We start from the raw sequence: 12,858 nt of genomic DNA, 5'->3' as shown, positions 1-12,858 counted from the left end.
TCACTGCTCTGTAAGGAGGAAGTCCTCGAGTTCGCGGTTGACGCGCTCGGGGGCTTCCTGATGCGCGTAGTGACCAACTCCCGCAATGGTGCGCAGTTTCTCGCCGGGAGCCCAATGCTTGTCGCGCCGCACGGTACGGGTGAGCACGTACGGGTCGAGTTCGCCGTGAATCTGGACGATCGGAATGCGAAGAACCTGATCCATCAAACGCATGAAACGACGACCCTCGGGCCGAAGCTGGCTGCGGAAGGCCCAGCGCTGGTACTCCAGCGTGGAATGCGCGACGCCCGGGATCCGGATCGCGGCCCGCATCTTGGTCATCACGTCCGCGAACTCGGGTTGCTGCGGCCAGGTGGGGCCGGACCGCGAGCGAACCAGACGCTCCACCTCGGCGCCGTTGTCGGCCGTCAACCGACGTTCCGGGCGTAGCGGTACCTGATAGGCCAGGAAAGAGGGCAAAAGCGCGCGGCGCTGATATGGGTCGCGCACGACTGCTTTCTTGAGTGCCATCGGGTGTGGCGACGAGATCAACGCGATCGACCGCACCAGGCGTGGATGCAGGAGCGCGGTCGCCCAGCACACCAACCCGCCGTCGGCATGACCGATCAGCGTGGCCTTGCCGTAACCCATCGCACGAATGAGACCGGCTACGTCACCGGCGAGCGTCCAACCGTCGTAGCCGCGAGGGGGCTTGTCGGAATCGCCGTACCCACGAAGATCCATGGCGACGACGCGGAATCCCTGTTCCGACAGTGCCGTCAACTGATGGCGCCAGGACCACCAGAAATCGGCGAATCCGTGCAACAGGACCACCAACGGAGCATCCGGCTCCGCGTCGCCTACCTCGACGACGTGAAACCGGATGCCGTTGGCGTGAATGTCCCGGTGAATCCAGGGGCCGTCGAACCTGACGGTGGATGGATCTGGGGCTGCCACTTTCGATCAGACTCGCTACCGGCGCGCGTTGAAATCGACAGACGGCTTTGCGTCGTCATGGCTGCCGGGAAGGACGTTCTTGGCCTGCTTGAGCGATTCGATCGTCTTCTCCGGAGCCCTCAGCTTGCGCACACGCAGATAACCGAGCAGCGCCAGAATCGCGGTGGTCACCACCATGATCAGGAAGACGATGAGGAACGCCAGCCAGCGCGGCACCCAGGTATCGAGCATCTCGGCCAGGAAGAAAAAGAAGAAGAACGAGCTGAACAGCAGAACCGTGAAGGCCAGGATGAAGAAGACACTGCCCTGCAGACCCTTCTTGACCTCGCCCGTGACCTCGGCCTTGGCAAGTTCAACCTCGGCGCGCACGAGGGTGGAGACCTGTGCGGTCGCGTCCTTGACGAGGGCCCCGATGGTGGCCTCACCCGGCGTGCGGGCGTCCACATCGGTGAGAGGGATGGACGAGACCGTGTTCGGTACTCCATCTCCGGTGAAGCGCTGGCTCTCTCCGTTGGTCAAGCTCACTTGTCGACCTCTCCAGGTAGTTCTCTCGCGTCCGTGGCAATGGCGGTGGAAGCGTCGTCTCGAGCCGCATGAACTCGTCCACGTCGCCACAGCAGCGCTGATCCGATCAGCGATGCCACCAACGATGTCACGAGAACTGCGGCCTTCGCTATCTCGGCCTCGCTGCCATCGCCGACCCCGTCCAATGCGAGGTCTGCTACAAGCAGGCTAACGGTGAACCCGATGCCACCGAGAACTGAGAGGGCAAACATGTCTCTCAATTCCAGTGTCTTGGGCTTGGTGGCTATGCCCAATTTGATCGCGAGCAGGGAAATTCCGAAGATTCCGACGGTCTTTCCGACCAGAAGGCCGACGACAACCGATTGCCCGACGGGGTCGGTGAAAATGTCGCCGAGTACCGCGGCGTTGATCGGAACACCGGAGGCGAACAGTGCGAAGACGGGGACGCAGAAGCCTGCGGAGTACGGCTGAATGCGGTGCTCGAGGCGGCTGCCCGGCGCGTACTCCTCGTCCGGATCGCGCCTGACACGGGTGAGTAGGCCGAGCGCGACGCCCGCGAGTGTGGCGTGTATCCCCGCTTCGTGCATCGCGTACCAGGTCAGTAGTGCCAGCGGGACGTAGAGGAACGGCGTCGTGATGCGCTTGTGCTGGGCGTAGGCGTAGACAGCGAGGGCTGCGGCCGCGGTCAGCAGCCACAACATCGCGAGGGAGCCGGTGAACAGTACGGCGATGAGGATGATGGCGAGCAGATCGTCGACGACGGCCAGGCTGAGCAGGAAGACTCGGGCGCTTGCGGGGATCTTCGATCCGGTGAGAGCGAGCACGCCGAGGGCAAAAGCGATGTCCGTCGCGACGGGAATGGCCCAGCCCTTGTCCATACCTGGAGTGCCGAAGCCGATGGACGCCGCGATGATCGCGGGGACCAGGACGCCGCCGCACGCCGCGATGATCGGGAGCATCGCGGCTTTGCGGTCCGCGAGCTCGCCGACCACCAGTTCGCGTTTGAGTTCGAGGCCGGCGACGAAGAAGAAGACGGCAAGCAGTCCGTCTTGCGCCCAGGTGCCAAGGCTGAGGTCCAGATGGAGTGCAGACGGGCCGATCTGGATGTCGCGCAGTGCGATGTAGCTTTCACCGAAAGGTGAGTTCACCCAGATCAGAGCGACGGCAGCGGCGATGAGCAGTATCGATCCGCCCACCGTTTCGGTGCGCAGATAGCGGGACAGTTCGGAACGCAAAGTGGAGATCACGCGTGGGGACGACCTTTGTTCGTGCACCCGAGTTCGGATGCAACAGACATGAACGTGATCGACGTTGTAAAGCATCGAATGCACGTGCCGACCAGACTTCCCGGCTCACCTTTACGGGATTTTATCGCGGATTGCTCGCTGAGCCGAATTAGCGAACCGAATTTGCGCCGGAAAACCCCGCGGGTGTTCAATTCCTACTGATTGGGACACCATCCCACCAATTGGACAATTTTCGTATAACGGCGCAGGAGCATGTTTTGAGCACGTCAGTCAGTGAGAACCCACCCAAGCCGGAGGGCGGCGACGCAGATACCGTCGCCGGAGTGCCGCGCAGCCGAATCGTGGTTGCCAGCATGGTGGGTACGTCCATCGAGTTCTACGACTTCTACATCTATGCAACAGCGGCAGTATCGGTGTTCCCGCACCTGTTCTTCCCGAAGGGCAACGACACCACCGCGCTTCTCGCGTCGTTGGCGACGTTCGGACTCGCGTTTGTCGCCCGTCCCCTCGGCTCGATTCTCTTCGGACACTTCGGTGACCGCGTCGGACGCAAGGCAACTCTGGTCGGCTCGCTGCTGACGATGGGCATCGCGACCTTCCTCATCGGACTGCTGCCCACTTATCACCAGATCGGTCTACTGGCCCCGGCGCTGTTGGCGCTCATGCGTTTCTGCCAGGGCCTCGGACTCGGCGGCGAATGGTCTGGCGCGGCTCTGCTCGCGACCGAGACGGCCAAGGAAGGCAAGCGGGCCTGGGCAGCCATGTGGCCGCAGCTCGGTGCACCCATCGGCTTCTTCATGGCCAACGGACTGTTCCTGATCATCACGTTGTTCATGAACCACGACAATTCCAGCCCGGACCTCGAAGGTGCCTTCCTGAGCTGGGGGTGGCGAATTCCGTTCCTGCTCAGCGCAATCATGGTGATGATCGGCCTGTACGTCAGGCTCAAGCTCGAAGAGACCCCGGTGTTCGCGCGCGCAGTCGAGCGCGGCGAGAAGGTCAAGACCCCGGTCGCCGAGGTATTCAAGACCAGCTGGCGTCAGCTGATCATCGGTACGTTCGTGATGCTCGCGACGTACACGCTCTTCTACATCATGACCACCTGGGTGCTCAGCCACGGAACCGGCAAGACGGCGGCCGACGGCGGAACTGGCGCCGGCTTCAAGTACACCGATTTCCTTGTCCTGCAGTTGATCGCAGTCGTGTTCTTCGCTGCCGCCGTGCCGGTCTCGGGTTGGCTTGCGGACCGTTACGGGCGTCGTATCACACTGCTGATCATCACCGGCCTGATCATGGTGTTCGGCTTGACCTTCGGCGTGTTCCTCGAACCGGACGGAATGAACGACGGTCGTATGTTGGCGTTCCTCATCGTGGGCATGCTGCTCATGGGCCTGACCTTCGGGCCGATGAGTGCCGTTCTCCCGGAACTCTTCCCGACCAACGTCCGCTACACGGGCTCGGGAATTGCGTACAACACCGCCAGCATTCTGGGCGCTGCGGTGGCGCCGTTCATCGCCGTCTACCTCGCCAAGAACTACGGCGTCGGCTGGGTCGGCATCTACCTCCTCGTAGCGGCGACGCTGACTTTTGTTGCGCTGCTGGTCATGCGCGAGACAAAGGGTGAGTCGCTAGACGATGTAGGGGCATAACCCTGCTGTGCGCCTTTATTAACCCCCGGCGGTTAATAAAGGCGCACAGCAGTTGTCAGGGAAGCTGAGCAGGCAGGACGTGCTCACCGGTCTTGTCGGTGCTCAAGGCCAAGGAACTGATGTACTGCTTCTCGCCGTTGGGGCCGGGAACGTTCGACGCGAGCATGTCGGGTCGCTCGAACTCGATGCCGCTGACGCAGCACAGAAGCGTTTCACCCGAGGGGTTCCCGTACTCGTCGAACATCGGCAGATCGATGCCGTCGTCGGTGCGCCGTAGGTAGTACTTGCCCTTGGTGGCGACGGCGAGGACCGGCGGCATCACCAGTGCGATGACGATCGCGACGATCGGGGAGAACGGCTTGATCGCCGAACCGAAAGCACCGAAGAACACCAGGATCGAAATGCCCGCGGCCAGCAGCATCGACACGAAGCCGACAGGATTGACGTCGTAGAGCATCCCGCGTCGGAACTCGGGGACCTTCGGGGAGAGCTTCAACCAGTACTTGTTGATCGCGATGTCGGAGGCGACGACCACGACCCAGGCGATACCGCAGTTCGCGTAGAAGCCCAGGATCGTGTTGAGGAAGTCGAACATGTTGGCTTCCATCAAGATCAGTGCGATCGCCAGGTTGACCAGAACGAAGATCATGCGTCCCGGGTAGGTCTTGGTGACGCGGGTGTACGAGTTGGTCCAGGCCAGTGAGCCGGAGTACGCGTTGGTGACGTTGATCTTGATCTGGCTGATGACCACGAGGATCACGGCAAGGGTCATGGCCAGCCAGTGCGGCATCATGTCCTGGTAGATCTCGAGAAACTGGTGCACGGGCTGGTTGGCGATCGAAGATCCGTCGACGACGTTCGCGATGATGTACACGGCGAGGAACAGTCCGACGATCTGCTTGAACGCGCCGAAGATGACCCAACCGGGCCCCGCGAGAATTACTGCAGCCCACCAACGACGGGTGTTCTCCGGCGTCTTGGGCGGCATGAAGCGTAGGTAGTCGATCTGCTCGGCGATCTGTGCGATCAGCGACAGGCAGACACCCGCGGCCAGCATCACCGATCCGAAGTTGACGCCCTTGCCGTTTGCGCCGTCCTCACCGCCGAAGGCGAAGAACGCGCTCACCGAATCTGGGTGCTTGAACAGCAGATACAGGAACGGCAGCACCATCATGACGAGCCACAGAGGCGTCGTCCACACTTGGAGCTTTGCCAGAGCCTTCATTCCGTAGATGACCAGTGGAATGACCATCAGGGTCGAGACCGCGTAGCCGATCGAGAGTGGGATCCCGAGCCCCAGTTTCAAACCCTGGGCCATGATGGAACCTTCGAGCGCGAAGAAGATGAAGGTGAACGTCGCGAAGATGACGTTGGTGACCACCGAGCCGTAGTAGCCGAAACCGCTTCCGCGCGTGATCAAATCGAGGTCGATGTTGTATCGCGCGGCGTAGTAGGCGAGTGGGAAGCCGGTGGCCATGATGACGACGGCAAACACGGCGATGCCCAGCAATGCGTTACCGGTGCCGTAGGAGATGCCGATGTTGGCGCCGATCGAGAAGTCTGCGAGATACGCGATTCCGCCGAGTGCGGAGGTCGCGACGACGCCGGTTCCCCATTTGCGGTAGCTGCGTGGCGCAAATCGGAGGGTGTAGTCCTCCAGAGTCTCCTTCAGTGCGGCGTTCTCACCGAGATCTGCCCTGTCCGGTGCGCCGGCGGACACCTGCTCGTTCACTGCTGTCATGACGTCACTTCCCCTGGGTGCCTGTGCATGTGCACTTTGTGGTGCAGGCACCCAACCTAGGGAGGTGGCGTTACGCGGACATGTTTGAAATGTGTCGCCCACGTTGCGGATTCGATCCGCAACGTGAGCGAGCACTCATGGGACTTTCTTTACCTGTATCTGATCACCAACTGCCCGCGCCTGCAAGGCGAGTGGCTGCGTCCCGACTGGTCGTAGGTCGAGAACGGCGGCGGCCACCGGGTCGGCCAAGACGTTTCGGATGGTCCGGCGCAGGCCACGTGCTCCGTACACCGGATCGAATCCGCGCCGTTGCAACAGAGCGACGGCGCTGTCGTCCACGTCGACGTCGACGCCTCTCCTGGCCAACCGAGTCGTGATCAGTTCGATCTCGAGCCGGGTCACTTGTTCCGCGGTCTGTTCGTCGAACTCGTCGAGGATCACGGTTTCGTCGATGCGGTTGAAGAACTCGGGGTCGAAGAACTTCTCGAGAGCGCGCTGCGCCAAGTGGTGACCATGGTGTGGTCGATCGATCCGGACGCGATCGGCGAGCTGCCGCACCCGGGACCGTCGACGTTCCGCCACCGCAGCAGAACCGAGATTCGAGGTCAGGAACACATAGCTGTTGCGGAACGAGATCTTCTGCTGACCGTTCGCCAACCGGAGTTCGCCGTTGTCGAGGACCTGCAGGAGCGCACGTAGAACGGTGGGGTCGGCCTTCTCCACTTCGTCGAACAGGACGATTCCGGGGGTGTACGGATCGCCCTCGACGGTGTTCTTGTCGAACAGTGTGAAGGACTCCTTGCTGCCGGCGTACCCAGGCGGAGCCCCGGAGAACGACGCCGCATAATGCTCTTGAGCAAGAGCATTCATGTCGATGCGGCACAGATCGTCGGGCCCGGACCGTAGTTCCGCGGCCACGCGCCGCACCAACTCCGTCTTGCCGACGCCGGTGGGGCCGACCAGAAGGATGTTGGCGAGCGGACGCGTCGGATCCGTGGCACCGACATGCGCGATCGAAATCGCCCGAACCACTGCGTCGACGGCGGCCTGTTGTCCGACGATCTTGGAACTGAGGGCTTTCGAGAGATTGCGAGCGTCGAAGGCCCCGACCGGTACGGGTTCGGATCGTTCCTCGGCTGGTGGTGGTGCTGCACTGTTCCGGTCATGGAGCATGTCGGTGATATACGGCACAGCGAGATCCTTAAACTTCGATTGTCTTCTCGACCGGCAGGTTTCCGACGCGGCAGTCCGCCACGCCCACTGTGTCTCGGGTGATGGCCTCGACGCGTTCCTGAGCCTTCTGGGCATCGGTGACCCACAGCTTGTAGAACTCGAACGGGCAGTCCGCGACACCCTTGTCCCCGTCACCTGCAGCGTGCACGCCGGAGTATCCGCGGTGAAGGAGCTTGAAGATGTGGTTCTGGGACTGATCGTTCTCGCGTGCATCGCGAATGGCGGAAACGGACAGCTGTGCGTACTGGATTCCGTATTCCTCCTCACCGGTTTCACCCAACGTCCGACCGTCGAATCCGATGATCGCGGAGTGTCCGAAGTAGGAGTAGACGCCGTCGAATCCGGCCGCATTGGCAACTGCCACATAACAATTGTTGGCCCAGGCCATTGCCTTGGACATCATCACCTGCTGGTCCTTGGCGGGGTACATGTAGCCCTGGCAGCGGACGATGAGTTCTGCACCCTTCATCGCGCAGTCACGCCAGATCTCCGGGTAGTTGCCGTCGTCGCAGATGATGAGCGAGATCTTCAGGCCCTTGGGACCCTCGGATACGTACGTGGTGTCGCCGGGGTACCAACCTTCGATGGGGCACCAGGGCAGGATCTTTCGGTACTTCTGAACGATTTCGCCCTTGTTGTCGATGAGAATCAACGTGTTGTACGGCGGCTTGTTCGGGTGGTCTTCGTGCTGTTCACCGGTGATGGAGAAGATTCCCCAGGTATCGGCCTCGCGGCAAGCGGCGGAAAAGATTGCGGTCTCGTCACCGGGGATGGTTGCCGCTGTCGCATACATCTCCTCTTCGTTGTACATGATTCCCTGCGTGGAGTATTCGGGGAATACCACCAGATCCATTCCGGGGAGTCCGGTCTTCATGCCGATCATCATGTCGGCGATCTTGCGCGCGTTCTCGAGAACTCCGGCGCGATCGTGCAGGCGGGGCATCTTGTAGTTGACTACTGCTACGCCGACCGTGTCGTTGCTCGAGGAGATGTCACCGTGTCGCATTGTCTTTCACTCCTTGGTTGTGTGGATCAGTTGAAGACTGGATGAGTCTGGGGTACTGCGGCTTTGGGTGCGGCGAGGATCTTGGCCAGGCCGAGGAGAACCAGAAGCGCTCCGGCCCAACCGGCGGCTACCGCGGGTGTGGTGTGGAAGTTGTCGGTCAGGATCAGAAAGGCGGGAACAGTGCAGGTGGGCTGGCTCAGCAGGACTGCTGCCCAGCCGGTGAAGCGGCTGAGGTTCTCGCGGCCGAGGCCGAGCACCAGGAAGAACAGGGTCCACAGTGCTGCCCATGCGAGCCAGATGACCCCGAAGACGGGGTCGTTGCTCACCGTGAACGAGAGGAAGGAGTACACGAGCGCGGCGCACGCGACGAACAGTGAGAACCACCCGATTCCTTCCGGTTCGAAGCCGGCGAGATTGCTGATTCCCACGTAGAGGTAGGTGAATCCGAACAGGTAGAGGCCTGAGGCCGCCAGGACGGCGCTCGAATCTCCCTGTGCCTGAATCAACAAAACGGTGGGGACGACGCATTGAAGTGCGCCGACGAAGAGATTGAGGACCGAGGCGGATCGAACGGGAACTGTGCCGAGCAGCATCAGTCCGTTGACGAAGAGGACGGCTCCCACGTAAAGCAAACCAACACTGCCCATCGGGCACCTCCGGTTACTTTCGGGACGGGTTACTTTCAAATGAAATGATTCCAAATGAAACTAAGTGATGCGCGCCACAGAAGTCAAGAGGTGGATCTCAGGGGAAGGTTTCAGAGGGTGGCGATGATCGAGAAGTCGAGTCCGTCCGCGACGGCCAGCTGAATCTTCTGTCGTGCAACGCGATCGCGAAACTCGACGGTTCCGCGAGGCCCGTCGTACGCGGCGCCTTCGACGACGGCGTCCAGGGCGTGCGGGTGGGTGCTGTCGGCGCGTCGAACCAGGGCCGAAAGGGTATGTATCCCTTCGTAACACGACTCGGCAGCGTTGTTCAGCGCCGGGGCGTGCGCGCCGTGCAGTGCGATGTAGCGCCCGAGCAGGTCCATGGAGTTACCGTCGACCATCGATCGGAAGTACGCTGCCGAGGCAAACAGGTTCCGGGTTGCGCGGGGGCCGCTTGCGAGCAGCATGTTTTCTTCCATCAACGGGCTGAATCGGATCATCGACTCGTCGAGGCCTCGGCGGGCGAAGGCTCGGTTGAAGTCGACGGCGTCCTGTCCGACGAGGAGCATGATCACGCCGTCGCAACCGGAGTTCGAGACGGTCTCGACCAACTGCTTCATGTTGCCGCGCCCCAGATCGACAAACGAACCGCCGACCAGGGTGAGATCGAGTTCGGTGGCGAATTGCCTCACGGCCCCGAGCGAGCTGTGAGGCCAGATGTAGTCGTCGCCGACGACGAACCACTTGCGCGCTCCGACGTTGTCGCGCAGCCACTTCAGTGCCGGTGCGATCTGCTGTCGTGGGGTTTCGCCCGAACAGTAGATTCCTGGTCGGACCTCGCCGCCCTCGTAGAGCGAGGTGTACGAGTACGGAATGCGGCCTGCGACCACCGGTGCGAGTGCGTGGCGGACCGAGGAGATGTGCCAACCGCTGACGGCGTCGATGTCACCTGCGTCGAGTAGCTGTTGCACGCGGGCTGCGACGACGCCCGGCGAAGCGCCGCCGTCGATCACTTCGATCTGGACCTCGCGTCCCAGTACGCCGCCGGAGTTGTTGAGGTCGCGGGCGGCCAATTCGCTGATCGCCTCACACGACGGACCGAACAGTCCGGCCGGTCCTTGGAGGGGAACCACCATGCCCAGGCGCCACACGGCGCTGCGCGCGCGTTCGAGCGCGCCGGTAGCGCTCATGCGTCGCCGCCGGAATCGGAAGTCAGCGGCCTGGCCTGGGTTACTATCATTTCATTTGAAAGTATTGCCCGAGAAGTGTGAAGTACGCAACAGCGGGGGAGCGATCAGTGGGAAAAAGTGACTCCGGAATTCTTGATGCTTCGCTGACGACCGCGCTGGTCCGAGCGGCTCGAATGGCCGCGGCAGCGGCGGAGAAGACGCTGGCGGCTGAGAATCTCACTCTCGATCACTGGATGACGCTCGAAGCCCTGGCGTCGACCGAGGGGCTGACGATGGCTGAGCTGCGCGATCGAACGGGAACGCCGGCTCCGACGCTGACGCGAGTTGCGGACAAGTTGGTCTCGCTTGCGCTGATCTATCGCGAGGTCGGTGAGGACGATCGCCGGAAGGTGCGCGTGTTTCTCTCCTCGCGCGGAAAATCTCTGCACAAGCGGGTTGCCGCAGACATTCGCGTGGCCGAGGAGTCCTGGCTGACGTCGAAAGAGGAAGTGAAGTTGCGAGAGGGGCTCCGCCCCTGTGCGCCTTCCTGGTAGTGGGGACTACCAAAAAGGCGCACAGGGCCGAAGGCCCTACTTGCCGCGGATTGCGTCGAATACCTTGGGGTCGACCAGGGTTGAGGTGTCTCCGAGGTCGCGGCCTTCGGCGACGTCGCGCAGGAGGCGGCGCATGATCTTGCCGGATCGGGTTTTCGGCAGTTCCGGCACGATCGTGATCTGACGCGGCTTTGCGATGGGGCTGATGTCAGTGGAGACCTGAGCCTTGAGCTCCGCGATCAGAACGTCGCCGGTGTTCTCGACGCCTTCGCGCAGGATGACGAACGCGACGATGCCCTGTCCGGTGGTCTCGTCCGCGGCACCGACGACGGCAGCTTCGGCGACTCCGTGATGGTTGACCAGTGCTGACTCCACCTCGGAGGTGGAGATGCGGTGACCGGAGACGTTCATGACGTCGTCGACGCGGCCGAGGACCCAGAGGGCGCCGTCGTCGTCGTATTTGGCGCCGTCACCGGCGAAGTACCAGCCTTCTTCGGCGTAGCGGGACCAGTAGGTGTCGCGGTAGCGGTCCATGTCGCCCCAGATGCCGCGGAGCATCGCCGGCCACGGCTCGTCGAGGACGAGGTAACCGTTGCCGCCGGGGCCGAGGGGCTTGGCGTCGTCGTCGACGATCTTCGCGGAGATACCGGGCAGCGGTGCCATCGCGGATCCGGGCTTGGTGGCGGTGATACCGGGCAGCGGGGAGATCATGATCGCACCGGTCTCGGTCTGCCACCAGGTGTCGACGATGGGGGCCTTGTTGCCGCCGATGACGTCGCGGAACCAGCGCCACGCTTCGGGGTTGATGGGCTCGCCCACAGATCCGAGCAAACGGATCGAGGACAAGTCGTGGGCGTCGGGGATTTCCCGGCCCCACTTCATGAACGTCCGCACGAGGGTGGGGGCGGTGTAGTAGATGGAGACGCCGTACTTCTCGATGATGTCGAAGTGGCGGTGCTCGTTCGGGGAGTTGGGGGTGCCTTCGTAGACGACCTGGGTGACGCCGTTGGAGAGGGGTCCATAGACGATGTAGGAGTGTCCGGTGACCCAGCCGATGTCGGCGGTGCACCAGTAGACGTCTTGTCCCGCTTTGTGATCGAAGACGTTGTGGTGGGTGTACGACGCCTGGGTGAGGTAGCCGCCGGAGGTGTGGATGATGCCCTTGGGCTTACCGGTGGTGCCGGAGGTGTAGAGGATGAACAGGGGATGTTCGGCGTCGAAGGCCTGCGCTTCGTGCTCAGGTGAGGCCTGCGCGACGGTCTCGTGCCACCACAGGTCGCGGCCGTCGGTCCACTCGACGTCGATGCCGGTCCGGTTGACCACCAACACGTTCTGGACGGAGTCGGCGCCGGCGACGGATTCGTCGACCGCTGTTTTGATGGGTGCTGCGGCGCCGCGTCGCCACTGGCCGTCGACGGTGACGACGAGTTTGGCCTGGGCGTCGTCGATGCGTGAGCGTAGGGCGGTGGCGGAGAATCCGGCGAAGACGACCGAGTGGGTCAGGCCGAGGCGGGCGCAGGCGAGCATGGTGACGATCGCTTCGGGGATCATCGGCATGTAGATCGCGACGCGGTCACCGGCGACGAGGCCGAGGTCGGTGAAAGTGTTTGCGGCGCGGCTGACTTCGGCGAGGAGGTCGTTGTAGGTCAGATCACGGGAATCGCCTGGTTCGCCTTCGAATGCAATGGCGACGCGGTCGCCGTTGCCGGCGAGGACGTGGCGGTCGACGCAGTTGTAGGCGACGTTGAGTTTTCCGCCGACGAACCACTTGGCGACGGGGGCGTCGGTCCAGTCGAGGACGTCGGTCCATTTCTCGTGCCAGTGAAGGCGCTCAGCCTGATTCGCCCAGAAAGCGAGGCGGTCGGTATCTGCGGCAGCCTGCAACTCCGGTCCCGCGTTGGCGGCCGCAGCGAACTCTGCGCTCGGCGGATATGCCTGGGGGACGTCTGTTTCGGCTGCGCTTGTCATGGCTGACGGCCTTCTTTCCACTTTGATCGACACTTTTCTGACTCCGTGTGAGGGTAGTCACAAGCTCGCTCAAACGCACCGTTGCATCACGTTGCAACCCGTTGTCCTGCGACGATCGGTCGAATCGATGCGACGGGTGGTCACTTCCGCCGACGAATGAATGTGTCCGAATTCAATTACCCC

Annotated in this window: 11 protein-coding genes; 2 read left to right on the top strand and 9 right to left on the bottom strand. The window is 62.4% G+C overall.

Annotation, left to right across the window (positions count from 1 at the left end; all coding sequences use genetic code 11):
- Genes EEB12_RS12745 through nhaA form a run of 3 tightly spaced genes read right to left on the bottom strand, consistent with a single transcriptional unit; the run spans position 1 to position 2,792 of the window.
- Entirely contained in the window at positions 1-936 is a 936-nt protein-coding gene (locus EEB12_RS12745) for an alpha/beta fold hydrolase (protein ID WP_070385864.1), read from the bottom strand.
- A gap of 15 nt (positions 937-951) precedes the next feature.
- Positions 952-1,461 carry a phage holin family protein gene (locus EEB12_RS12740; RefSeq protein ID WP_019746625.1) on the bottom strand — a complete coding sequence of 170 codons (510 nt, stop codon included), beginning with the start codon at positions 1,459-1,461 and terminating at the stop codon, positions 952-954.
- Entirely contained in the window at positions 1,458-2,792 is a 1,335-nt protein-coding gene (nhaA, locus tag EEB12_RS12735; protein ID WP_410055708.1) for a Na+/H+ antiporter NhaA, read from the bottom strand. The genes EEB12_RS12740 and nhaA overlap by 4 nt, the downstream gene beginning before the upstream one ends.
- Before the next feature lie 173 nt (positions 2,793-2,965).
- Between nhaA and EEB12_RS12730 the strand changes: the two genes are divergently transcribed.
- The gene (locus tag EEB12_RS12730) at positions 2,966-4,357 is read left to right on the top strand and encodes an MFS transporter (RefSeq protein WP_020968263.1); all 1,392 of its coding nucleotides are present in this window, start codon (positions 2,966-2,968) and stop codon (positions 4,355-4,357) included.
- A 55-nt stretch (positions 4,358-4,412) separates the two neighbouring features.
- On the opposite strand, the gene EEB12_RS12725 is transcribed toward EEB12_RS12730, so the two are convergent.
- The 5 genes from EEB12_RS12725 to EEB12_RS12705 all read right to left on the bottom strand — a co-directional run bounded on the left by EEB12_RS12725 (position 4,413) and on the right by EEB12_RS12705 (position 10,174).
- Complete coding sequence (locus EEB12_RS12725) at positions 4,413-6,098, bottom strand: purine-cytosine permease family protein (RefSeq protein ID WP_019746628.1); 1,686 nt, start codon at positions 6,096-6,098, stop codon at positions 4,413-4,415.
- 135 nt (positions 6,099-6,233) lie between these two features.
- Entirely contained in the window at positions 6,234-7,289 is a 1,056-nt protein-coding gene (locus EEB12_RS12720) for an AAA family ATPase (protein WP_141487905.1), read from the bottom strand.
- 10 nt (positions 7,290-7,299) lie between these two features.
- Positions 7,300-8,337: an aliphatic amidase gene (locus EEB12_RS12715; RefSeq protein ID WP_019746630.1), complete on the bottom strand. Its 1,038-nt coding sequence runs from the start codon at positions 8,335-8,337 to the stop codon at positions 7,300-7,302.
- A gap of 26 nt (positions 8,338-8,363) precedes the next feature.
- A complete protein-coding gene (locus tag EEB12_RS12710) occupies positions 8,364-8,984 on the bottom strand; it encodes an AmiS/UreI family transporter (protein ID WP_019746631.1) in 621 nt (206 codons plus the stop codon).
- A 110-nt stretch (positions 8,985-9,094) separates the two neighbouring features.
- Positions 9,095-10,174, bottom strand: a complete 1,080-nt coding sequence (locus EEB12_RS12705) for a substrate-binding domain-containing protein (RefSeq protein ID WP_020905975.1) — start codon at positions 10,172-10,174, stop codon at positions 9,095-9,097.
- Positions 10,175-10,281: 107 nt separating this feature from the next.
- On the opposite strand from EEB12_RS12705, the gene EEB12_RS12700 reads away from it, so the two are divergent.
- On the top strand, positions 10,282-10,707 hold the full coding sequence (locus EEB12_RS12700) for a MarR family transcriptional regulator (protein ID WP_037137389.1): 426 nt from the start codon (positions 10,282-10,284) through the stop codon (positions 10,705-10,707).
- Between the two features lie 36 nt (positions 10,708-10,743).
- On the opposite strand, the gene acs is transcribed toward EEB12_RS12700, so the two are convergent.
- Complete coding sequence (acs, locus tag EEB12_RS12695; protein ID WP_113683544.1) at positions 10,744-12,675, bottom strand: acetate--CoA ligase; 1,932 nt, start codon at positions 12,673-12,675, stop codon at positions 10,744-10,746.
- Between the last annotated feature and the right edge of the window lie 183 nt (positions 12,676-12,858).

Origin of the sequence: Rhodococcus sp. WS1, assembly GCF_003797745.1 — a bacterium.
Classification (GTDB): Bacteria; Actinomycetota; Actinomycetes; order Mycobacteriales; family Mycobacteriaceae; genus Rhodococcus_F; species Rhodococcus_F erythropolis.
Note: the sequence above shows the minus strand (reverse complement) of the source record. Positions and strands in the feature narration are given on the sequence as shown.

Coding starts and splice junctions, on each gene's coding strand:
- EEB12_RS12715 (WP_019746630.1), bottom strand. CDS start 8,337: ATGCGACACGGTGACATCTCCTCGAGCAACGACACGGTCGGCGTAGCA.
- acs (WP_113683544.1), bottom strand. CDS start 12,675: ATGACAAGCGCAGCCGAAACAGACGTCCCCCAGGCATATCCGCCGAGC.
- EEB12_RS12705 (WP_020905975.1), bottom strand. CDS start 10,174: ATGAGCGCTACCGGCGCGCTCGAACGCGCGCGCAGCGCCGTGTGGCGC.
- EEB12_RS12710 (WP_019746631.1), bottom strand. CDS start 8,984: ATGGGCAGTGTTGGTTTGCTTTACGTGGGAGCCGTCCTCTTCGTCAAC.
- EEB12_RS12725 (WP_019746628.1), bottom strand. CDS start 6,098: ATGACAGCAGTGAACGAGCAGGTGTCCGCCGGCGCACCGGACAGGGCA.